The organism is Streptomyces sp. NPDC047081 (genome assembly GCF_040643775.1).
Lineage (GTDB): Bacteria > Actinomycetota > Actinomycetes > Streptomycetales > Streptomycetaceae > Streptomyces.
In genome coordinates this window covers 117545-138714 of sequence record NZ_JBEYUY010000023.1, presented here as the reverse complement: position 1 = coordinate 138714, position 21170 = coordinate 117545, and the positions used below count along the sequence as shown (strand labels likewise).

Annotated in this window: 16 protein-coding genes and 1 pseudogene; 8 read left to right on the top strand and 9 right to left on the bottom strand. The window is 69.7% G+C overall.

Annotated elements, in window-relative coordinates; all coding sequences use genetic code 11:
* Positions 1-7 precede the first annotated feature (7 nt).
* Positions 8-1273 (bottom strand): N-acylneuraminate cytidylyltransferase, encoded by a 1266-nt coding sequence (locus ABZ848_RS34850; protein ID WP_360838413.1) that lies wholly within the window; start codon positions 1271-1273, stop codon positions 8-10.
* 137 nt (positions 1274-1410) lie between these two features.
* Entirely contained in the window at positions 1411-2781 is a 1371-nt protein-coding gene (locus ABZ848_RS34845; protein ID WP_360838411.1) for a DUF6716 putative glycosyltransferase, read from the bottom strand.
* A gap of 198 nt (positions 2782-2979) precedes the next feature.
* Between ABZ848_RS34845 and ABZ848_RS34840 the strand changes: the two genes are divergently transcribed.
* From ABZ848_RS34840 to ABZ848_RS34815, 6 genes are all read left to right on the top strand, one after another.
* The gene (locus ABZ848_RS34840; RefSeq protein ID WP_360838409.1) at positions 2980-3966 is read left to right on the top strand and encodes a glycosyltransferase family 2 protein; all 987 of its coding nucleotides are present in this window, start codon (positions 2980-2982) and stop codon (positions 3964-3966) included.
* On the top strand, positions 3966-5303 hold the full coding sequence (locus ABZ848_RS34835; protein WP_360838407.1) for an alpha-2,8-polysialyltransferase family protein: 1338 nt from the start codon (positions 3966-3968) through the stop codon (positions 5301-5303). The genes ABZ848_RS34840 and ABZ848_RS34835 overlap by 1 nt, the downstream gene beginning before the upstream one ends.
* Positions 5304-5481: 178 nt before the next feature.
* Complete coding sequence (locus ABZ848_RS34830; protein WP_360838405.1) at positions 5482-6456, top strand: class I SAM-dependent methyltransferase; 975 nt, start codon at positions 5482-5484, stop codon at positions 6454-6456.
* 94 nt (positions 6457-6550) lie between these two features.
* Positions 6551-7543, top strand: coding sequence for a glycosyltransferase family 2 protein (locus ABZ848_RS34825; RefSeq protein WP_360838403.1), 993 nt, complete (start codon positions 6551-6553; stop codon positions 7541-7543).
* On the top strand, positions 7533-7934 hold the full coding sequence (locus ABZ848_RS34820; protein WP_360838401.1) for a GtrA family protein: 402 nt from the start codon (positions 7533-7535) through the stop codon (positions 7932-7934). The genes ABZ848_RS34825 and ABZ848_RS34820 overlap by 11 nt, the downstream gene beginning before the upstream one ends.
* Positions 7931-9202, top strand: coding sequence for an NAD(P)/FAD-dependent oxidoreductase (locus tag ABZ848_RS34815; protein WP_360838399.1), 1272 nt, complete (start codon positions 7931-7933; stop codon positions 9200-9202). The genes ABZ848_RS34820 and ABZ848_RS34815 overlap by 4 nt, the downstream gene beginning before the upstream one ends.
* Here ABZ848_RS34815 and ABZ848_RS34810 read toward each other — a convergent pair.
* Genes ABZ848_RS34810 through ABZ848_RS34800 form a run of 3 tightly spaced genes read right to left on the bottom strand, consistent with a single transcriptional unit; the run spans position 9192 to position 14683 of the window.
* Positions 9192-10892: a hypothetical protein gene (locus ABZ848_RS34810; protein WP_360838398.1), complete on the bottom strand. Its 1701-nt coding sequence runs from the start codon at positions 10890-10892 to the stop codon at positions 9192-9194. The genes ABZ848_RS34815 and ABZ848_RS34810 overlap by 11 nt on opposite strands.
* 3 nt (positions 10893-10895) lie before the next feature.
* Positions 10896-13220, bottom strand: a complete 2325-nt coding sequence (locus tag ABZ848_RS34805) for a glycosyltransferase (protein WP_360838396.1) — start codon at positions 13218-13220, stop codon at positions 10896-10898.
* Positions 13217-14683 carry a glycosyltransferase family 29 protein gene (locus tag ABZ848_RS34800; RefSeq protein ID WP_360838394.1) on the bottom strand — a complete coding sequence of 489 codons (1467 nt, stop codon included), beginning with the start codon at positions 14681-14683 and terminating at the stop codon, positions 13217-13219. Before ABZ848_RS34800 ends, ABZ848_RS34805 begins: the two co-directional genes overlap by 4 nt.
* Before the next feature lie 215 nt (positions 14684-14898).
* On the opposite strand from ABZ848_RS34800, the pseudogene ABZ848_RS34795 reads away from it, so the two are divergent.
* Positions 14899-15942: pseudogene (locus ABZ848_RS34795) on the top strand (acyltransferase); the annotation flags it as partial.
* 23 nt (positions 15943-15965) lie between these two features.
* Here ABZ848_RS34795 and ABZ848_RS34790 read toward each other — a convergent pair.
* Entirely contained in the window at positions 15966-16619 is a 654-nt protein-coding gene (locus ABZ848_RS34790) for a TetR/AcrR family transcriptional regulator C-terminal domain-containing protein (protein WP_360838392.1), read from the bottom strand.
* Between the two features lie 71 nt (positions 16620-16690).
* On the opposite strand from ABZ848_RS34790, the gene ABZ848_RS34785 reads away from it, so the two are divergent.
* Entirely contained in the window at positions 16691-18112 is a 1422-nt protein-coding gene (locus ABZ848_RS34785; RefSeq protein WP_360838390.1) for an FAD-dependent oxidoreductase, read from the top strand.
* Here ABZ848_RS34785 and leuE read toward each other — a convergent pair.
* The 3 genes from leuE to ABZ848_RS34770 form a co-directional block, all read right to left on the bottom strand.
* Positions 18109-18756: a leucine efflux protein LeuE gene (gene leuE / locus ABZ848_RS34780; RefSeq protein ID WP_360838388.1), complete on the bottom strand. Its 648-nt coding sequence runs from the start codon at positions 18754-18756 to the stop codon at positions 18109-18111. The two genes, ABZ848_RS34785 and leuE, sit on opposite strands and share 4 nt — an antisense overlap.
* A gap of 44 nt (positions 18757-18800) precedes the next feature.
* Positions 18801-19373 carry a Uma2 family endonuclease gene (locus ABZ848_RS34775; RefSeq protein WP_360838478.1) on the bottom strand — a complete coding sequence of 191 codons (573 nt, stop codon included), beginning with the start codon at positions 19371-19373 and terminating at the stop codon, positions 18801-18803.
* Between the two features lie 99 nt (positions 19374-19472).
* Positions 19473-21053, bottom strand: coding sequence for a methylmalonyl-CoA mutase family protein (locus tag ABZ848_RS34770; protein ID WP_360838386.1), 1581 nt, complete (start codon positions 21051-21053; stop codon positions 19473-19475).
* Between the last annotated feature and the right edge of the window lie 117 nt (positions 21054-21170).

Genomic DNA, 21170 nt, shown 5'->3' with positions numbered 1-21170 from the left:
ACTGTCCTTACTTGTCGAGGGAGTCGAGAGAGGGGCCGAGGATCCAGCTGGCGATCTCTCGGATCGCGCCGTCGCCACCGGGGACGGTGGTGACCGCACGGGCGGCGCCGCGTACCACGTCGTGGGCGCTCGCGACCGCCACGGGCCAGCCCACGAGGGCGAAGCACGGGAGGTCGTTGACGTCGTTGCCGACGTAGAGCACGCGCTCGGGCGCGATGCCCTGCTCCTCGCACCACTGCTTGAGTGCGAGGTCCTTCCGGTCGATGCCGTGCAGCACGGGGAGCTTCAGCTTCCGTGCGCGCGCGGCCACGACCGGGTTCTGCTCCGTGGAGAGGATCAGCATCTTCAGGCCGCTGTTGCGCAGCGCCGCGATGCCCAGCCCGTCCCCGCGGTGCACGGAGACGAACTCCTTTCCATCGGCGTCGATCAGCACCCGGTCGTCTGTCTGGGTGCCGTCGAAGTCCAGTACGACCGCGTCGATGTCGTCGGCGGTCGGCAGCGAACCGGGACGGTCCGCGTCGAAGAGGGGCGCGAGGGCACGCGCCCGCGCCATGTCGTGCGGGTCGTCGATCTCCAGCACGCGGGCGGGGTCGGTGCGCACCAGCTCGGTGCGGCCGAAGAAGCGGTGCTGGTGCTTGCGGAAGCCGGCCGCGTCCATCGCGTAGGCGGCGCCGGTCTCCAGGAGGTCCTGGGGGCGGTCCTGGCGGCGGGGACGGTACGACTTGTCGTGGTTGACGCCGTAGCCGCCGCCGATGGCCGCGTCGGCCTCGGAGACGGTGCCCGCGGCGACCTCGTCCTCGGCGTCGCGCCAGATGAACCCGTGGAAGGGGGCGACGGTCACGGCGGTGTCGGCGCCGTTGTGGACGATGGCGCCCGCGACCCCGTCGATGTCCTCGCGGATGAGGAAGGGGCTGGTGCACTGCACGAACACCACCACGTCGACGGCCGCGCCGTGCAGGGCCTCGTGCGCGTCCATGGCGTGCAGGACGGCGGCCTCCGAGGTGGCCGTGTCCCCGGCGATGGCGGCGGGCCGCAACACGATCTCGGCCCCGGCCTCACGGGCCGCGGCGGCGATGGCGTGATCGTCGGTGGACACCACGACATCGGTCACCAGCCGCGCCGCCAGACACTCCCGCACGGCCCGAGCCACCAACGGCACACCACCGACAGGCAGCAGATTCTTCGCGGGCACACCCTTGGAGCCCCCACGAGCGGGAATAACGGCGAGAACGCGACGCACAGTGGCCCCGGCGTCGGCCGGCGAGTCGGACATTGGGTGCACTCCTAGCGCAGGGTTCACAGAGGTATCGAGGGCGGCGAAGCCGCCCGAAAGGGGCGCGGGGAACTGCGCGAACGGCCCCCGCGGCGCCGCACCCGCCCGACGACCCGAGGCGGCACTCCCGGAGGCGCTCACAGCTCCCCCATCCGCCGGATCACCGGGGCCACCCGCTGCACCCCGTGCCGGTACGCCCCCCGAGCAGCCCTGCGCACGATCTGCCGGACCGGTCCGGGTTCCTTGTCGGCGGCCGGGGCACCGGGCAACGGACTGCCGTCAGGGCCAAGGTGGTGGCGGGCGAGAATGCCGGGCAGATAGCCGGGCGCCGTCGCCGGCGTGTAGTACGGGGTCAGAGGCGCCAACCCACCCACCCGGGCAAGCAACTTGGCGATCCGCTCACGCGCCGCGTCAAAGGCATACGCGTACGAACCGTCCGCCCCGACCCCCTGCCGCCCCACCCAGTCCGAGTCCGGCACCGGCCGGTACCCGGCGTCCAGCTGGTCCCAGGAGGCCAGGCACCCGGACCCGACGAAGTGGTGGTTGCCGAGCGTCTCGCGCACGCCCAGGTCGGTGAGGATCACGGTCGGGATGCGCCGGTGCAGGGACTCCAGCGCGGCCGTGGAACTGATCGTGACCAGCAGGTCGGTGCGGTCGAGGACCTCGCCCATGTTCCCGTACACCAGGCGGAAGTTGGCCGGCGGATCGAGCCGCTGGACCAGCTTCTGGTAGGGCTGCTCCTCGATGTGGGTGGTGTGCTCCCCCGGCTTGGACCGCAGCTTCAGCAGCACCTCACGCTCGGGGTGCAGCCTCGCGTGCTGGATCAGCCGGTTGAGCAGGTACGTACGGTCCTTGCGGCTGTCGGGGACGGACGGCTGTACGGCGAACACGACGGTGTAGGGCCTGCGCCCTTGCTTCGCAGACGGGTCGTGTTCACCTTCGTACGAGGCCCCGCCGAGAAACGGGAGTGCCACCTCGGTCACCGACGAGGCGTCGGCGCCCACACCCTCGTACACCTGCCGGAAACGCTCCGCGTCCTGGCGGGAGTTGGCGAGGACCAGGTCCGCGCCGTGCCGCAGCAGGAGGCCGTCGGCGAGCTTCTCGTAGACGACGCCGACATAGCCGGTGACGACGACGGGGCGCCGCTCGCGGCCCTCCCACACGCGCTTGAGACCGTGCAGCATCGCCTGGACGCCGCCGCCGACGAGGGCGAGGACGACGACGTCGTACTCCTGCTCGGCCATGGCGCGCAGGAACTCGACCGAGGTGACCTCGTCGAGGGAGTCGGCCGTGACACCAACCTCCGCGAGCTGTCGCGCGGTCGGGGTGGCCCGTCCGCGCAGCAGGAAGCCGCTCAGCCGGAAGCCGACTTGCGCGTCCTCGCGCGGTACGGCTTCCATGGACGGACCCGGGGCAATACGGGCCGCGGTCAACGCACCCCATTTCCAGCGGGTGTCGGAGTCCGCGAGTACGGCGATTCGCGTGGGCTTCGTTGTACTTGGTGGCACGACAGAGACGCTAGGAAGCAATTCCTAGGTGCGGCCCAACCGCATCTGGCCAAAAAGTTAACAACACCCCGCCGAGAGCCGAACTGGCTCGCCGAAGCAGAGAAAGTACAGGGGATGCACCGTTCCGTCACATTGAGTTCACCCCCCGTACGGGCACCGGAAAGACTTGCTGCTGGGCCGCCTCCTAGGCTCTCGACCGTGCCAAAGCTCTCCGTGATCGTGCCGTTCTACAACGTGCAGCAATTCGCCCCGGACACCCTCAGAAGCCTCCGCCTCAACGCCCGCAAGGATTTCGAGTTCGTCCTGGTCGACGACCATTCCAAGGACGGAACCCCGGCCATTCTCGAACGCGCGGCCGATGATCTTTCCGATGTCGCGCAGGTGCGCTATATCCGCCACGAGAAGAACGGGGGTCTCGCCACCGCGCGCAACACCGGCCTGGACGCGGCGCAGGGCGAGTACCTCACGTTCCTGGACGGCGACGACTGGCTGGCCCCCGGCTACCTCGCCGAACTGGTGGGCGCCATCGAGGACTTGGGCTGCGACTTCGTCCGTACCGACCATGTGCAGGCGACCGCCCGCGCGCGCACGGTGCACAGAGTGCCGATCGGGCGCCGCTGGGAGGCCTTCGACCCGCGCGCGGCGATCCTGCCCGCGGACCGCACGACCTCGGTGGACTACGCCTACGCCTGGGCGGGCGCCTACCACCGCCGGCTGCTCGACAAGGGTCTGCTGCACTTCACCGACGGGCTGCGCACGGCCGAGGACCGGCCGTGGATCTGGAAGCTGCACCGCGAGGCGGAGTCGTTCGCCGTGATCAGCCTGCTGGGCGTCTTCTACCGGCGCGGGGTGGCCTCCTCGCTGACCCAGATCGGCGACGTCCGCCAGCTCGACTTCATCCGCGCCTTCGACCAGGTGATCGAGGAGACGGCGCAGGACCCGGACGCGGACAAGCTGCTGCCGAAGGCGGTACGGACGTACTGCGCGATCATCGCCCACCACCTCGCCGACGAGAGCAAGTGGGAGCCCGCCGTGGCCAAGCAGCTGCGGACCATGAGCGCGGCGGCGATAAAGCGTATGCCGCAGGACGCGCTCGGCGACGTGCTGGAGACGATGGACATGCACCGCTCCTCCAAGCTGCGGCGGCTGCGGCGCCGCGTCACCACTGCGAAGGCGGCCGCCTGATGCCCCGTACCACCCGCATCTTCTGCGTCTCGACGCTGTACGGCGCGACCACGCTGGCCGCCGCGCTGGAGTCGGACTGCTTCACGGAGGCCGAGGGCGACCGCCGGCTGCTGCTGGTGTTCAACAACTCCGCGACGCCCGAGACCACCCCGCCGGTCGACGCGATGCCCGGCTTCGAGCCGCTGCGCGACCACTTCGACGAGGTGCTGTCCTGGAACGAGGCGATCAGCCCCTTCCACCCCGGCGCCTGGGCCCCGCGCCCGGACGACATCCCGCTCTTCGAGCGCTATCTGCGGCTGCTGTGGAAGCTGGACGACGACCGGGTGGAGCTGGTCCTGGAGTCGATCCAGGTCAGCCCGGCGCTGACGGTGGCCCAGCTGTTCACCGACGCCCCGATCCACGTCTACGCCGACGGCCTGATGAGTTACGGCCCCACCCGCAACAAGCTCGACCCGCTGGTCGGCACCCGGGTGCGGCGGCTGCTCCACCTGGACCTCGTGCCCGGTCTCACGCCGGTGCTGCTCACCGAGTTCGAGGTGCCCGCGGAGATCGTGCCGACCGAGGCCTTCCTCAAGGCGATGGGCGAGCTCACCGCATCCGTCCAGGACCTGCCGGTGCTGCCGGCCGACTCGGCGCTGCTGCTCGGCCAGTACCTGTCCGCGCTGAACATCCTCTCCCCCGAGGAGGAGGAGAACCTCCATGTGCGGATGATGCGCGGGGCGGTCGAGCGCGGTCACCGGTCGATCGTCTTCAAGCCGCACCCCACCGCGCCGGCCCGCTACAGCCGCGCCCTGGAGGCCGAGGCGGAGAAGCTGGGCGTCGACCTCACCGTCCTGGATCTGCCCGTCCTCGCCGAGGTGCTGTTCGAGAAGTCACCGCCCGGGCTGGTCGTCGGCTGCTTCTCGACCGCGCTGTTCACCGCGTCCGCGTTCTACGGCCTGCCGGTCGCCCGCATCGGCACCGAGCCGCTGCTCGACCGCCTGACGCCGTACCAGAACAGCAACCGGGTTCCGGCCGTCCTCGCCGACGCGCTGATCCCGGACCTGGAGGGCCGGGGGGGCGAGGAGACGGTCGCGGCCGACACGCTGAGCGGGCTGGTCGACGCGATCAGCTTCACCATGCAGCCGCAGATCCACCCGGGCCTGCGCCCGGCGGCCGAGCGCTACCTCGCGAAGCACTACGGCCCGCGCACCAAGCGGTACTTCAAGCGCAAGCGGCTCACCTCGCTGGGCCTGCCGGGCGGCATCCCGGAGCGGCTGTCCTTCCTGCCGCGCAACGCCACGGCACGGCGGGTGGTGCGTCAGGCGCGGGCGTTGAGGAAGGCCGTGAAGAAGTAGGAGGGTCCGGAGAGCCACCAGGTTGCCCGGGTTTGAGCAAACGCCGAGTAAATCGCCGATAAAGCCCGAGGAAATGCCGAGTGAGACTTACCTCGCTCCTGTGATTCAACGGTGAAGCGGCTTCCAGGTCCCTAGGATCTCGGAAGCCGCCCCCACCGATTCCTCCGTGAGGCATTCCATGACGAAGCTCGGCCGGCTCTACTCCGAGTTCGACAGCGTCAAGCTGCCGGACGACCTGCCCTACACCCAGTGCAGCACCTGGGAGCTCCAGTTCCTGTACCTCGTGGGGCGCCACCACCTCACCGGCAAGGACCGGATCGTGGAGCTGGGCTCCGGCGGCGGCGGATCGACGTACGCGCTGGCGATGGGTCTGGACGAGAACCCGGCCTTCGCCAAGAAGACGGGGCGGCTGCACGCGTACGACTTCTTCCGGGTCGGCAAGGGCACCTTCGCCTCCGAGAAGTTCTTCACCTCGGGCCACAAGCCGGAGGACGACGACTCCTTCCTCGACGACTTCCGCGGCCGGCTCGAACCCTTCCTGCCCTTCCTGGAGATCCACGCCGGCGACCTGTGGAAGACCTCCGACCCGGACGACACCAGCCCGGTCGAGTTCCTGCACATCGACATCGCCAAGACGGCCAACGTCTTCAAGTGCGTCGCCGAGCGGTTCCTGAGCCGTATGGAGCCCGGCACGGTCGTCCTGCACCAGGACTTCGCCGGGCCGCGGCTGCCGTGGCTGCACCACAGCACGGGCGCCCTGCTGCCGTACATCGAGATCGCCGGACCGCCGATCCGCTCCACGCTCGCCTTCGAGGTGACCAAGCCGATCCCCGCGGAGCTGCTCAAGCGGATCGCCGCGGACGACTACACGGTCGACGAGAAGCTCGCGCTGATCGGTGCCGTCCAGGACCGCGTCGACCGCGACCACACCGACGGCATCCCCTTCAAGTCCGTGCTGGAGCTGGCCAAGGCGTTCGTCTGCCACTACGACGGGCAGCACAAGCGAGCCTGGTCCATCGCCAAGCCGCTGCAGACCGACGAGTACCTCAGCCGCACCCGCGCCGACCACTTCGCGCAACTGCGCAAGGCGTACGAGGCCGAGCCGAAGGTGTCGACGGTGGCGCGGCTCAAGCGGCTGGTGGGAATGAAGTGAAATCCGGCGCCATGAGGTGAAGCGCAACGGGGAAGCCCTCCTTCCGACGCGGAGCGTTTGGGCGCGGTTAACAGAAGGTCCATAGCTTCCCCCAATGCACATAGCCCCCGTCACGCTGGCGACGGTCGAGCCGGTGCCGGCCAGGCGGCCGCTGATCTCGTACGTCCTGCCCGTCTACAACGAGCAGGACGGCATCACCGCCTTCCACACCGAGCTCACCGCCGCCCTCGCCTCCCGGCCCGAGCTGGACTTCGAACTCGTCTACGTCAACGACGGTTCCGCGGACGGTTCGTTGGCCCTGCTCAAGCAGTTCGCCGAGCAGGACCCGCGGGTCCGGGTCGTCGACTTCGCCCGCAACTTCGGCCACCAGATCGCCATCACCGCGGGCCTCGACATCGCCTCGGGCGACGCGGTGATCGTCATGGACACCGATCTGCAGGACCCGCCGAAGGTCAGCCTGGAGCTGGTCGACGCCTGGCGGGAGGGCGCCGAGATCGTGCACGCACGGCGCCGCTCCCGGCAGGACACGCCGTTCAAGAAGGCCACCGCGCACGTCTACTACCGCCTGCTGCGCTCCTCCACCGAGGTCGACATCCCGCTGGACACCGGCGACTTCCGGCTCCTGGACCGCAAGGTCGCCGACGAGCTGCGCAAGTACCGGGAGCGGAGCCGGTTCGTGCGCGGGATCGTCGCCTCGATGGGGTACACCCAGACCGAGGTGGCCTTCGACCGGGACGAACGGTTCGCCGGTGAGACCAAGTACCCGCTGCGCAAGATGGCCCGCCTCGCGGTCGACGGCATGACCAGCTTCTCCACCGCCCCGCTGAAGATGATCACGCGCCTGGGTTTCGTGGTGCTCGCGCTCTCCCTGCTCGGCATCCTCTACGCCCTCGGCATGAAGTTCTTCCGCCCCGAGATCACCGTCTCCGGCTGGACGATGCTGATGTGCGTGGTGCTGTTCCTGGGCGGCACGCAGATGCTGTCGCTGGGCGTCATCGGCACGTACATAGGGCGCATCTACAGCGAGGCGCAGGGGCGTCCGCTGTACCTGGTGCGCGAGGTGATCGGCGGGAACGATGACCGCTGAGGCCACGACCGCCCCACCTCAGCTCTCCCGCCAGCTGATCCGCTACACCCTGATCGGCGGCAGCGGCGTCGCCCTCGACCTCGTCGTCTTCCTGCTGCTGCACAACCTCGCCGGCATGGACGAGCAGCTCGCCAACGGCATCAGCACCACCCTCGGCATCGCCAACAACTTCGCCCTGAACGCGAAGTTCACCTTCGAGCGCCGCGACCGGCTCTTCGTCCGCTTCCTGCGCTTCTACGCCGTCGGCCTGACCGGCATCGCCTTCACCGACCTGCTCTTCCTCGCCTTCACCGACGGCCTGGGGATCGACGCCAACCTGGTCAAGGCGGGTTCGCTGCCGCTGGTCCTGGCGCTCCAGTTCGTGCTCAACAGAAAGTGGAGCTTCGCATGAACCTCGGCATCATCGGCGCGGGTGCCACCGGCCTCACCGCCGCCTGGGACGCCGTACGCGCCGGCCACCAGGTCACCGTCCTGGAGGCGGCCGGTGAACTCGGCGGTCTCGCCGCCTCGTTGGAGGTGGGCGGCGTCCCGCTGGAGCGCTACTACCACCACATCTTCAGGAGCGACCGCTCGATGATCGCCCTGATCGAGGAGCTGGGCCTGGGCGAGGCCCTGCGCTTCCACAAGCCGACCACCGGCATCTACCGGGGCGGCAGGCTGATCGACTTCACCACCCCGTTCGACATGATCCGCTTCCCGGAGTTCTCCCCCGTCGACGCCATGCGCTTCGCGGGCTCCTCGGCCGCGCTGAAGGCCGTGCGCGACGGCGAGCGCTTCAACGACCTCACCGCCCTCGCCTGGCTGCGCAAGTGGGCCGGGAAGAAGGCCACCGCGGCCGTCTGGGAGCCGCTGCTGAAGGGCAAGTTCGGCGACCGTGCCGAGCAGGTGTCGATGGCCTGGCTGTGGGCCCGTATCCACTGCCGGACCTTCGAACTCGGCTACGTGGACGGCGGGTTCGAGCGGGTCTACGCGGCCCTCAGGGACGGCATCGAGGAGCGCGGCGGGAAGGTCGAGTTCGGCAAGGCGGTGGAGGCGATACGGCAGGACGACGACGCCTCGCCCGCGGTGGTTCGGTGCGCGGACGGGTCGTCGTACGACTTCGACCGGCTGATCGTCACCACCCCGCAGCCCGCCTTCGCGAAGGCCGCCGGGCTGCCCTCCGAGGACACCGTGTGGAAGAACCAGTACCTGGGCGCGACCTGCTTCGTGCTGGAGCTGGACCGCAGTGTGATCCCGTACTACTGGCTCAACATCAACGAGCCCGGCTTCCCGTTCCTCGCGGTGGTCGAGCACACCCGGATGATCGACCCGTCGGTGTACGGCGGCCGGCACATCCTCTACGTCGGCAACTACGTCGAGCGCGAGGACTGGCGGTTCACCACCGAGCCGGGCGAGCTGCTGACCCGGTTCGTGCCGTATCTGCGGAAGATCAACCCGGAGTTCGACGCCTCCTGGATCAAGGAGTGGCACTTCTCGAAGGCCGGGTTCGCACAGCCGGTCGTGACGCCCGAGTACCGTGCGCTGATCCCGGCCCACGAGACGCCCATGAGCCGGGTCACGCTGGCGACGATGGCGCAGATCTACCCGCAGGACCGCGGGCAGAGCTACTCGGTGGCCATGGCCCGCAAGGTCACCGAGTCGCTCGGCCTCAACGCCTGACGCAGAGCACGATCCTCGACCCGGGGCTCGCCGCCTTGGGGCAGTCGTAGACCGCCTTGATACGGCGCCACAGCTCCGGGTCGACCAGTCCCGGCCGGAACCACGGCCGCTCCAGGACCGCGTACGGGGCCGGGTGGTGGTCGACGCAGTCGGCGTTCTCCAGATACGACTTGAGATCGGCCACGTCCGGGAGGTAGCGGGTGCGCTGGAGGAAGGTCGAGATCGGGTAGCGGCACTGGGCAGCGTGGTCCACGTAGTACGTGGTGTCGCCGAAGGCGAGGTAGAGGACCGGGGCGTTCGCGGGCATCTCGGCCCGCACCCGGTCGGCCTCCTGCTGGGTGAGCCGCATCTCGTGCAGGTACTGGCTGCTGGTCTCGGTGACCCTGCCGTCGAAGACGAGGTGCGGGGAGCCGGGCCAGATGGTCGCGGCCAGGCACGCCACGCCGGTGAGGGCGACCAGGACGGCCGGCGCCACACCGTCCGAGCGGGGCCGCCGCTCCAGCACCGCGTCCACGAGGGCCGCGAGCAGCGCGAGGAGCCCGAACGCCCAGATGACGTACGGCCGTTGGTCTGCCTTGGGCGCCTGCGCGTACAACACGGGCAGCACGCCGTACGCCAGTGACACGGCGGCGAAGAACCACGGCACCTTCCGGCGGGAGCCGCTCAGCGCGAGGCCCCACAGGGCGGCGGCGAGGACCGGCATCTGGGCAGCGTGGTAGAGGAACCAGTTGCCCTGCACGACGACGACCGCGAGGGCGGCGGTGCCGATCAGCAGGGCTACGAGCAGGACTTCGGCCCGCCGCCAGCGGCCCCGGACGCGGCTGAGGACCAGCAGCAGGGCACCCGGCGCGAGCAGCAGCACCGGAGTGGCGATGGCCCGGTCGGCGAGGAACTCGTAGGACCGGGTGAGGATGAAGTGCGGGTGGATGCCCGTCCTGCTGAGCGCCGACTGGTTGATCAGCGGCATGTCGTGGGTCCACTGCAGCTCGTGCGAGCCGATGAGAGCGCTCAGCCCGAACAGGGCCGCCGACGCCGGTACGGCGATCAGGGCGGCCCGGACCGCGCGGCCCCGGTCGACGACGTACACGAGCAGGATGCCGATGGCGGCGGTCGCGGCGGTGGAGTACTTCATCATCACCGCGAGGCCCAGCGGGAGGCACGCCAGCAGGGCCGCCCGCCACGGCTTTTCGGGGCCGAGTGCCGCGGCGACGCCGAAGACGGCCAGGACCACCGCGGTCCACTCCGGCTGGAGGAAGTCGTTGCGGGGCGCGAGCGCCAGCGCGAGGCCGGTGGCGCCCGCGGTGAGGGCCGCCTCCCGGCCGGTGACCCGGCGTTGCAGCGCGGCGAACAGGGCGAACGCGGCCGCGGCGGCGAGCAGGACGCCGGCCGCTCCCATCAGGGCCTCGCGGACGGCCGTACTCCCGAAGGAGGTCAGGTCGTCCAGGAGGGCGATGAACCACCGGTAGAAGAACGGGCGGTGGGTGAAGACCTCGGACGGCGAGTAGCCGGCCTTGCCGCCCGTGCGCAGGGCGGCCAGGACGTAGTGCAGGTCCCCCGTGAGCCGACGGGTGGCCACGGTGTAGACGACGGCCACCGCGGACGGCACGGCGACCGCCGCCCACCACAGGGGTGAGCGGCGGCCGCTTGGCACGGGCCGGACGACCTTGTCGTCGGCCAGAGTTGTCGCCATGCCTCAGCCGCCCAGGATGACCCGCAGGTCGGCGGCGTTCGCCTCGGTGATCTTCCACAGTTCCTGCTGGCGGCCGTGCACGTCGGCCACGGTCTTGGCGTGGTCGGCGAGCAGGTCCTTCGAGCGCTCGACGAGACGCGCCGCGAGGTGCCGGTCGTGGACCGAGACGCCCCACTCGGGGCGCTCGATGTCCCGCAGGAAGTACGCCATCTTCGGGTGCGAGATCAGGCTGATGATGGGCGTGCCGCAGCCGAACGGGATCATGCCCGCGTGGCCGCGCATGCCGATGACCAGCTTGGTGCGCGCGTACAGGTCGCGGATCTCGTCGTTCTCGAAGTCGTACATCGGGATGACGGGCATCGAGATGCCGTGCTCGCGCCGCAGGTCGAAGGCGATCTTCTCGTCGTCGAGGGAGTGCGCCGCGCACCGGACCTCTGCCAGCTCGCCCAAGTCCCGTACCGCCTTGGCCATTTGAGCCAGGAAGTAGTCGTAGTCGTGGCCGAAGCGCAGGCCGGCGCGGTCGTAGGCGGCGTTGATGAGGATGGTGTCCTCGCGGAACGCCGGGTCCTGCCAGCCGGCGACCAGCTGGCGGGTGACCGTCGTCGGGCAGGGCTGGAAGCGGACCTTGTCGTGCAGGCGGGCCGGGAGCATCGCCCGGACCTTCTCGATCGAGCCGTAGTTGCGCAGGCCGAAGAAGCTGGACTTCTCGACGAGGAGCTGCAGCGAGTCGCGGAAGCGGTTGGCGCGGTAGGACTGGCCGTCGAAGGCGTTGAAGCCCACCGCGTAGACCGCGATCGGCACGTCGATGCGCTCCATCAGCTCGTCCGGGACGTTCCACTGCCAGGCGCTGTTGCCGTTGGGCATGGTGTCCGGGATGAACAGGCCGCCGCCGCCGATGACCAGGCCGCGGCGGGCGTTGACCCGCTCCAGGGCCTGCTCGTCGAAGAGGCGGTGGGCGTGGACCGAGTGCCAGCGGCGGGACGTGGTGTCCTTGCCGAAGCCGAGCCGGACGCTCTCCGGGAGCAGCTTGTCGCCCGCGTTGCCCTGCCGGTCCATGTAGAACGCGACGTGCGCCAACTGGTCCTCGGGGGCGCCGAGTTCCTGGGCCGGGACGCTGGCGGCGCGCTGCACCCACAGGCGGCTGGGCCGGTGGGTGGGGTCGACCGCGATGCCGGCCGTGGCGTGCCCCAGCGCGGCGGCGTTGTCGCCGTGCACCCAGGCGATCTGGGCGAGGCGGGCGTACGCGGTCGCGGCCCGGTTGGGCGCGGCCGTGGCGAGCAGCAGCTGGGCCTTGGCCTCGTCGTAGCGCGAGACGCTCATCAGGGCGTGGCCGAGCACCTCGTGCGGCCAGGCCTCGTCCAGCGGGATACGCACGCCGGACAGGACGTCGACGGCGTCCTGGTAGTCGCCGTTCGCGATGTGCGCGGCGGCGACCTTGCGGGCGACCTCGACGTCGCCGGTGCGGGCGACGTGCGGGGTGCCGAAGTGGACGAGCAGGTCGTGGTGGAGGCCGCCCTGCTGCTCCAGGTAGGCGGCGTGGAACTCGGCGTCGGTCAGCTCGAACTCGCGCCAGCGCTCCTCGGCCTGCGCGTACCCGGCCTCGCCGCCCTGCCAGGGCTTGTGGCGGCCGGTGAAGTGCAGGATCGCGGTGTCCTCGGGGACCGGCAGGTCGCCCGACAGCCGCCGCTTGACGAAGTTGTAGCGGGCGTCGAGGCGGACGAAGTCGCCGTCCAGGACGGAGTTGAGGATGCCCTGGTCGTGCTTGTCGAGCTCGTAGTCGCCGGAGCGGCCGCACTTGTCGAGCTTGGCGCAGAAGGCGTCGCTCAGGTACTCGCGCTGGATGACCAGCAGACCGGAGTTGAGCTTGTGCTGCCCGTAGAAGAACTGCGGAACGGCCGCGAGGCCCTCGCGCAGCTGGAGGAGTTCGGTCAGGTCGCCCAGGACCACCATGTCGGTGTCGAGGGTGATGACGGTGTCGTACTCCCGGATCTTGAAGACGTCCAGGATGAAGTACGCCTTGCGGACAAGGTAGTTGTCCTGGTCGCCCTTCTTGTACGAGTCGTAGTGGTCGGCGTCGACCCGCTTCATCACGATCCGCGGGTGCAGGGCGCGGATCTGCGCGATCGAGCCGGGGCGCAGGTCGTCGTAGAGGACGACGAAGTCCTCGCACACGCCCGGGTTGGACAGCGCGAGGCTGCGCAGCAGGACGAGGAAGCCGGGCAGGTAGTTCTCGTCGACGTAGCTCGCGAAGGCGATCTTTCGTTTGCCGGTGAGCGCGGAGGCGTCGGTCACCGGGCCCTGGGCCGCGGACAGGGTGGTGGTCGTCATCGCAGGGATATCCTCATGTCGGTCACGCTCTGGGCACGCTGCATGACCCAGTCCTTCTCGCTGGTGTATTCGTGCACGGACGTGATGGCCAGCTTCATGGCCTCCTGCACGCGGTAGGCGCCGCTCTCGTAGAAGTCGAAGCCGATCAGGTCGAGCTTCGGGCTGACGTCCAGGAAGTCCAGCAGCCACAGCATGTTGAAGCCGGTGGTCGGGATGCCGGACCAGGCCTCGGCGGGGACCTTGCCGATGTTGCGCATCGGCCAGCGCAGCGACTCGTCACCGAGGAAGGTCTGGGCGCCGGGCACCAGGCGGTTGCGCAGGGAGTACTTCCAGTCGCCGGAGATCCCGCCGAAGACCAGGCGGGTGGTGACCTGCTTCTCCCAGTTGAAGCCGTGCTTGTGGATCGTGGCGTGGATGTCCGTCTTGCTGCCCGTGTGCTTCGGGTCGATCTTGTACGAGTTGAAGCGGACGACCAGGTCGTACGCGTCGATCTCGGCGCCCATCGAACTCGCGCCCACACGGCCGGAGTTGGCGATCAGGCAGATCGACTTGCCGGCGATCTGGTTGCGGAACTCGCCCAGGCTGATCCACTGCACGCCGCCGATGGTGGGGTCGGCGACGGGTCCGCGCATCCGGGCGCGGCGCTGCTCGGCGTAGAGCGCGAGGGCCTCGGTGAGGGCGGGAAGGTCGACGCCGGGGGCGGTGGTGCGCAGGTCCAGGTACTGGCTGAGCAGCTCCTGGCGGTCGCCCACCGGAGCCTCCTCGTCGGCCAGCTTCAGCAGCGCGCCCACCAGGCGGGGCTCGGCCGCGGCCCAGTCGCCGACCGCGTGCGCCGCGAGGCCCTCGGCCCACACGTCGGTGGCGGGGCGGCGGGTGAACTCCTCGGCGCGCGGGGACTGGCGGCGCAGCAGCGCGAGCAGCTCGCGCTCCTTCTCGCCCGCGATGCGCAGGCCGGCGATGCGGTTCTTGACGCCGAACCCGTCGTCGTTGGTGAGCTCCAGGTACTTCTCGTACGCCTCCAGCGCCTCCGCCTCTTCGCCGATGGCCTCCAGGAGGCGGGCGCGCAGCCGCCAGCCGGCGCGGGAGTTCTTGCGCTGGGCGAGGACGGTGTCGCTGATGATCAGAGCGAGGTTCAGCTCGTCGTCGTAGCCGGCCTCAAGAGCCTTGTTGGCGACGGCGAGAAGCGCGTCGAGCAGTTCGTTGCCGATGGTGGCGGAGGGGGTCGCGGCGCCCTTCACGGCACGCTTGAGCAGCGCGGTGGCACCGCCGGCCGGGGTCGGCGCGGGTGCGCCTGCGGCCGTCGTGCCCCACACGACGAGCAGCTTGCGCAGCTGCTCGGCGAGTTCGACGCGGCGGCGGTCGATGCTGCCGACGAGTTTGCCGCTGTGCGCGGCGCAGGCCCGCAGGCAGTCGTCCAGCTCCCCTCCGCGTACGCGTGCCCGTCTGTTCTGGACCCTCGTCATGGCGCTCCTGGGTATTGACCAACTCAATGCTGAGTCATTGCTGTGAAGTAGCCGCGGATGACCGAGTCGCTCGACGGGTTTACCGCGCTAAGGGGGGATGCTGGGAAAAATTAGGTAGCGAAAACGACATTCAGGTGAACCGATTGGAACTGGAGAGAGAATCGTTTGCTCGTCAACCAAGCCTTCTTCACGATTCGGGCCAATCGTGCAGGGGCCGGCTGCGGGCGCTGGACGGACTGCGACTGATCGCCGCGCTGATGGTGGCGGTGTATCACTTCGGTGGCCGGGACGGCGAGGTGAGCACGGCCTGGGGGAGCTCCGCACGCGAGCAGTTCCCGACGTTGCACACGTATTTTGCCTACGGCTGCCTCGGCGTGCAGGTGTTCTTCGTCATCAGCGGATTCGTGATCTCCATGAGCGGCTGGGGCCGCCCGCTGAAATCGTTCTTCGCCTCGCGCGCGGCCCGGCTGCTGCCGGCCTACTGGGCTGCGGTGCTGCTCGTCACGGCGGTGTTCGCGCTGCCGGTGGTCGCCTTCAAAACCGTCTCGCCGAGTGACGCCCTGGTGAACCTGACGATGCTTCAGCAGCCGCTCGGCGCGGACCGGGTGCTCGGGGTGTGCTGGACGCTGTGGGCGGAGGTCCGCTTCTACGCGCTGTTCGCCCTGCTGGTCGTGGCGCCGGGTGCGACCAGGCGGCGGGTGATCCTGTTCTGCGCGGGCTGGACGCTGGCGGCGGCGGTCGCGCGGGGCGCGCACGAGCCGCTGCTCGACATCGTCCTGATGCCGGAGCACGCGCCCTTCTTCGTCGGCGGCGTCGGTCTCTACCTGGTCCACCGCGACCGGCGGGACGTGTACGCGTGGGCGATCGTGGCCGGGAGCTGGCTGATCGGGCAGCATCACGCGGTGGCGGGGCTGTGGCGGGCGCCGAGCGCGGACGCGTTCGCCAACCGGTCGGTGCTCGGGATCATGCTGGTGGTGACCATCGGCTTCGCCGCCGTCACGGCGATCGCGCTCGGCCGGCTCTCGTGGGCCGACTGGCCGTGGCTGACGGCGGCGGGCGCGCTGACGTACCCCTTCTACCTGGTCCACGAGCACCTGGGCTGGTCGGTCATCCGCCTGCTGCACGCGGCACTCGGCGTGCCCGCGGACGTCACGCTCGGGCTCACCGTGCTGTCCCTGCTGGGCCTGGCCTGGCTGCTGCACCGGTTCGTGGAGGTGCCGTTCGGGCCACGGCTGAAGCGGGCGTTGGCGTCGGCGTGAGCGGCGGTGGCGGGCCTGCGCGGTCAGCCCGAGCGTCGATACCGCGCCTCGATGCCGGCGACGATGAGCGCTAGCCCCTCCTCGAAGCGCTCGTCGTAGCCCTGGAAGATCTCCCGGCCCACCGCGGCCGACAGCGGGAAGTCGGCCAGCAGCCGGGCCCGCTCCTCGACGTCGTACCCCTCCCGCTGCTCGTCGGGCATGGGCCGGACGCCCTGCTCCTCGGTGACGAAACCGATGGTGTACGAGTACGCGGTGGCGGCGGCGCGCGCGGCCTCGGCGAGGCTGAACCCGGCCGCCGTGAACAGCCGCAGGTTCTCCTCCATCTCGCGCGCGTGCTCCGTGCCCGTGAACCGTGAGCCGCTGTAGACCTTCGCGCCGTCCCGGTAGCCGAGCAGCGCGGCGCGCAGCCCGCGGTTGGCCTTGAGCATCCGCTCCTGCCAGGTGTCGTCCGGGTCCAGCGCCGCCCCGGCGACCATCCGGCGGTACATCTCCGTCGCCATCTCGTCGAGCAGCGCCTGTTTGTCCTTGAAGTGCCAGTACAGGGCGGGTGCCTTGACGTCCAGCTCGCGGGCGATGACACGCAGGCTCAGGCCGTCCAGGCCGACCTCGTTCAGCAGCTTCAGGGCGGTGTCGGCGACCCGCTTGCGGTCGAGGGGCGCGCGTTTCTCCGTACTCACGCTTGACAGCTTAACAGCGTTAAGGGCACTCTCGGAGTCGACGGCACTTAACAGCGTTAAGGAGACGGATCATGAGCGAGACGGTGGACGTGGTGGTCGTGGGCGCGGGCCCGACCGGGCTGGCCCTCGGGATCGACCTCGCGCGGCGCGGGGTGGACGCGGTGGTGGTGGAGAAGGCGGACGGGCTGTTCCCCGGCTCGCGCGGCAAGGGCATCCAGCCGCGCACGATGGAGGTCCTGGAGGACCTCGGCGTGCTGGACGAGATCCTCGCCCTCGGCGGGAGCTACCCGACCGGGATGATCTGGCAGGACGGCAAGCGGGTCGCCGAGCACAAGATGTTCGACGAGGACGAGGTGAAGGCGGCGTCGGCGGGCTCGGCGTTCAACGTGCCGTGGATGGTGCCGCAGTGGCGGACGCAGGAGATCCTGTTCGGGCGCCTGGAGGAGCTGGGCGGGCGGGTCGAGTTCGGCCGCGAGGTCGTCGGCTTCGAGCAGGACGAGGAGACGGTGACGGTCCGCTTCGCGTCGGGGCCGGAGGTGAGGGCCCGGTACCTGGTCGCGGCGGACGGCGGCCGCTCGGTGATCCGCCGGACGCTCGGCATCGGCATGACCGGCGAGACCGTCGACCCGGACCCGATCCTGGTGGCGGACGTACGGATCGACGGCCTCGACCGCGACAACTGGCATGTGTTCCCGCCGAGCGGGGACGGCGAGGTCGGCTACATGGCGATCTGCCCGCTGGCCGGCACGGAGGACTTCCAGCTGGTCGCGCAGTTCCCGGAGGGCACGGCGATCGACCTGTCCCTGGACGGCATCCGCAAGGTGGCCGCCGCACGCTCGCACCTCTCACCCGAGGACATCACGGAGGTCCGCTGGGCCTCGGACTTCCGCCCCCGGGCGGCCCTCGCGGACAGCTTCCGGTCGGGGCGGATCTTCCTGGCCGGGGACGCGGCGCACGTCCACTCGCCCGCGGGCGGGCAGGGCCTGAACACCAGCATCCAGGACGCGTACAACCTGGGGTGGAAGCTGGGGGCGGTGCTGCGGGACGGAGCACCGGCGTCGCTCCTGTCCACCTACGAGGAGGAACGGCGCCCGATCGCGGCGCAGATGCTGGGCATCTCGACGGGCGTCCACCGCGGGGAGATCAAGCGGGGTGCGGCGACGGTCCAACTGGGGCTGGGATACCGGGAGTCGTCGCTGACGGAGGAGACGCGGGCGGACGTGTCCGACGTGCGGGCGGGCGACCGTGCGCCGGACGGAACGGTGGAGGGCGTGCGGCTCTTCGACGCACTGCGCGGACCGCACTGGACGCTGCTGGCCTTCGGCACGGAGGCGCCCGAGCTGCCGGAATCCGTGCGGGTGGTACGCGGTCCGGCGCCGCAGGAGTCCTACGGCACGGGCCTCTTCCTCGTCCGGCCGGACGGTTACGTCGGCTGGGCGGGCGGCACCTCGACCGGTCTCGCGGGCTACCTCACCCGACTGGGCATCCGCTAGGCGCTGGCCAGCGACAGCTTCACCGCGAAGCCCAGGAACAGCGCTCCCGCCGCCGAAGTCGCCGTGGCCGAAAGCCGCTTACGGCGACGGAAGGCGGCGGCCAGCTTGGTGCCGCCGAATATCAGTGCGCTGAGGTAGAGGAAGCTGGCGAGCTGGGCGAAGGCGCCAAGGACGACGAAGGAGAGGGCGGGGTAGGCGTAGCCCGGGTCGACGAACTGCACGAAGAAGGCGACGAAGAAGAGAATCGCCTTGGGGTTGAAGAGGCTGACGACGAGAGCACGCCGGAAGGGCCGCTCGTACGAGACACCCGCCGGGCTCTCCTCGACGGCCTGCTCCCTGCGCGCCTTCCACATCCCCCACGCGGCCCGCATCATCCCGATCGCGAGCCAGGTCAGGTACCCGGCACCGGCGTACTTCACGATCCCGAACAACACGGCGTTGGCCTGCAGCAGGGACGCGACCCCGGCGGCGGAGAGCGTCATCAGCACGGTGTCCCCGCACCAGACCCCGGCGGCGGCGGTGTACCCGGTCCGGATCCCCTTACGGGCGGCGACGGACAGCACATACAGCGAGTTGGGCCCGGGGAGCAGGACGATCAGGACGAGTCCTGCCAGATAGGTGGGGAGATCGATGACGCCGAACATGAGAAGGAGTGTCGCATGCGGGTACGACACCCCTCATCTGTATTTCAGTCGTCGCCGTCGAGGAGGATGTCGACGGAGAGCTCAAGGACGACACCGACGGACTCGGGAACGGACACGGACTCGCCTCGCTTGTAGCGGGTGGGGTCGGGGTACTTGCCGTCGACGGGGTCGGTGTAGAGGAGGACTTCGTCGTGCTTGCGGTCGGCGATGAGGTAGACCGGGACATCGGTTCGGGCGTAGACATCGACCTTGGTTGCCGTGTCATTGGTCCAGTTGGAAGAGGTCACCTCCAGGACCAACCGGAAAACACGCGGGTCGTAGCAGTTCTTCTCGACCAGAGCGTCCCGAAAATCTTCGTCGACGATGGCCAGGTCCGGCACGGCGTAATCCTCGGGTCCCGTCGGTAGCCATAGGCCGATACCCGACACCGTTCTCAGCCCGGCTCGTCGATCTCCTGCCTTGTGGCACTCCACGATCAACCAAGACAGTGTCACATGATGCGGCCCATCCGGCGGCGGTGTCACGACAATGCTCCCGTTGAGGATCTCCACCCGGTGCCCGGGCAGCTCCTCCCAGAGCCGGTCGGCAGCATCGGAAAGCGACGACTCGTGCAGCATCACAGCCACGGCACCCTCCTTTCGGGAACACTCTTCATGAGCGTAACCGGGAACGGGCACCTTCCGCCCATGATCACCCGTACGGAGTAATCGCCCAGCTCAGAAGGCATCCGAGGGCACGTAAGTCCCCCAGACCTCGCGCAGCGCCCCACACACCTCCCCCACCGTCCCCCGAGCCCGCAGCGCCTCCCGCATCGGGTACAGGACGTTCTCCTCGCCCTCCGCCGCCTTCTTCAGGGCCGCCAGTGCCGAGTCCACCGCCGCCTGGTCCCGTTCCGCACGCAGCCGTGCAAGCCGCTCCGCCTGTTGGGTCTCGATCGCCGGGTCCACCCGGAGGGGCTCGTACGGCTCCTCCTCGTCCAGCTGGAAGCGGTTCACGCCCACCACCACACGGGCACCCGAGTCCGTCTCCTGGGCGATGCGGTACGCGTTGTGTTCGATCTCGTTCTTCTGGAAGCCGTGCTCGATGGCCGAGACCGCGCCGCCCAGGTCCTCCACCTTGCGCATCAGGTCCAGCGCCGCCGCCTCCACGTCGTCCGTCATCCGCTCGATGACGTACGAACCCGCGAAGGGGTCGACCGTCGCCGTCACGTCCGTCTCGTAGGCCAGCACCTGCTGGGTGCGGAGCGCGAGGCGGGCGCTCTTGTCCGTCGGGAGCGCGATCGCCTCGTCGAAGGAGTTGGTGTGCAGGGACTGGGTGCCGCCCAGGACCGCCGCGAGGCCCTGGACCGCCACCCGGACCAGGTTCACCTCCGGCTGCTGGGCCGTCAGCTGGACCCCCGCCGTCTGCGTGTGGAAGCGCAGCATCAGCGACTTGGGATCACGCGCGCCGAACTCCTCCCGCATCACCCGCGCCCAGATCCGCCTCGCCGAACGGAACTTGGCGACCTCCTCCAGGATCGTCGTACGGGACACGAAGAAGAAGGACAGGCGCGGCGCGAAGTCGTCGACGTCCATGCCCGCCGCGACCGCCGTACGGACGTACTCGATGCCGTCCGCGAGCGTGAACGCGATCTCCTGCGCGGGGGACGCCCCCGCCTCAGCCATGTGGTAGCCGGAGATCGAGATCGTGTTCCACTTCGGGATCTCGGCCCGGCAGTACTTGAAGATGTCCGCGATGAGGCGGAGGGAGGGCTTCGGCGGGAAGATGTACGTCCCCCGCGCGATGTACTCCTTCAGGACGTCGTTCTGGATCGTGCCCGTGAGCCGGTCCGCCGCCACCCCCTGCTCCTCCGCGACCAGCTGGTACAGCAGCAACAGCAGCGCCGCCGGTGCGTTGATCGTCATCGACGTCGAGACCTTGTCCAGCGGGATCCCGTCGAACAGGACCCGCATGTCGTCGATCGAGTCGATGGCCACCCCCACCTTGCCCACCTCGCCGTGCGCGATCGGGGCGTCGGAGTCGTGGCCCATCTGGGTCGGGAGGTCGAAGGCGACCGAAAGGCCCGTGGTGCCGTGGGCGATCAGCTGCCGGTAACGGGCGTTGGACTCCGTCGCCGTGCCGAAGCCCGCGTACTGACGCATCGTCCAGGGGCGGCCCGTGTACATCGACGGGTAGACCCCGCGGGTGAAGGGGTACGAGCCCGGCTCGCCCAGCTTCTCGGCCGGGTCCCAGCCCGCCAGGTCAGCGGGCCCATAGACCGGTTCGATGGGCAGTCCGGACTCCGACTCACGCGCCATGGGTGTCATGCCTCCCTCGCCGACGGCCCTGTCGCAGTCCAGGTCACCTCAATGCGCCGCCGTTCGCAACCAGTCGCCCGCGGGCAGCATCTCCAGTGACATGCGTGCTCATCGGTG

What these genes read in the sequence shown, in the direction of transcription:
- ABZ848_RS34850 (WP_360838413.1), bottom strand. Translation starts at nt 1,273, where the DNA reads ATGTCCGACTCGCCGGCCGACGCCGGGGCCACTGTGCGTCGCGTTCTC.
- ABZ848_RS34835 (WP_360838407.1), top strand. Translation starts at nt 3,966, where the DNA reads ATGCCCCGTACCACCCGCATCTTCTGCGTCTCGACGCTGTACGGCGCG.
- ABZ848_RS34830 (WP_360838405.1), top strand. Translation starts at nt 5,482, where the DNA reads ATGACGAAGCTCGGCCGGCTCTACTCCGAGTTCGACAGCGTCAAGCTG.
- ABZ848_RS34825 (WP_360838403.1), top strand. Translation starts at nt 6,551, where the DNA reads ATGCACATAGCCCCCGTCACGCTGGCGACGGTCGAGCCGGTGCCGGCC.
- ABZ848_RS34820 (WP_360838401.1), top strand. Translation starts at nt 7,533, where the DNA reads ATGACCGCTGAGGCCACGACCGCCCCACCTCAGCTCTCCCGCCAGCTG.
- ABZ848_RS34815 (WP_360838399.1), top strand. Translation starts at nt 7,931, where the DNA reads ATGAACCTCGGCATCATCGGCGCGGGTGCCACCGGCCTCACCGCCGCC.
- ABZ848_RS34810 (WP_360838398.1), bottom strand. Translation starts at nt 10,892, where the DNA reads ATGGCGACAACTCTGGCCGACGACAAGGTCGTCCGGCCCGTGCCAAGC.
- ABZ848_RS34805 (WP_360838396.1), bottom strand. Translation starts at nt 13,220, where the DNA reads ATGACGACCACCACCCTGTCCGCGGCCCAGGGCCCGGTGACCGACGCC.
- ABZ848_RS34800 (WP_360838394.1), bottom strand. Translation starts at nt 14,683, where the DNA reads ATGACGAGGGTCCAGAACAGACGGGCACGCGTACGCGGAGGGGAGCTG.
- ABZ848_RS34785 (WP_360838390.1), top strand. Translation starts at nt 16,691, where the DNA reads ATGAGCGAGACGGTGGACGTGGTGGTCGTGGGCGCGGGCCCGACCGGG.
- leuE (WP_360838388.1), bottom strand. Translation starts at nt 18,756, where the DNA reads ATGTTCGGCGTCATCGATCTCCCCACCTATCTGGCAGGACTCGTCCTG.
- ABZ848_RS34775 (WP_360838478.1), bottom strand. Translation starts at nt 19,373, where the DNA reads ATGCTGCACGAGTCGTCGCTTTCCGATGCTGCCGACCGGCTCTGGGAG.
- ABZ848_RS34770 (WP_360838386.1), bottom strand. Translation starts at nt 21,053, where the DNA reads ATGGCGCGTGAGTCGGAGTCCGGACTGCCCATCGAACCGGTCTATGGG.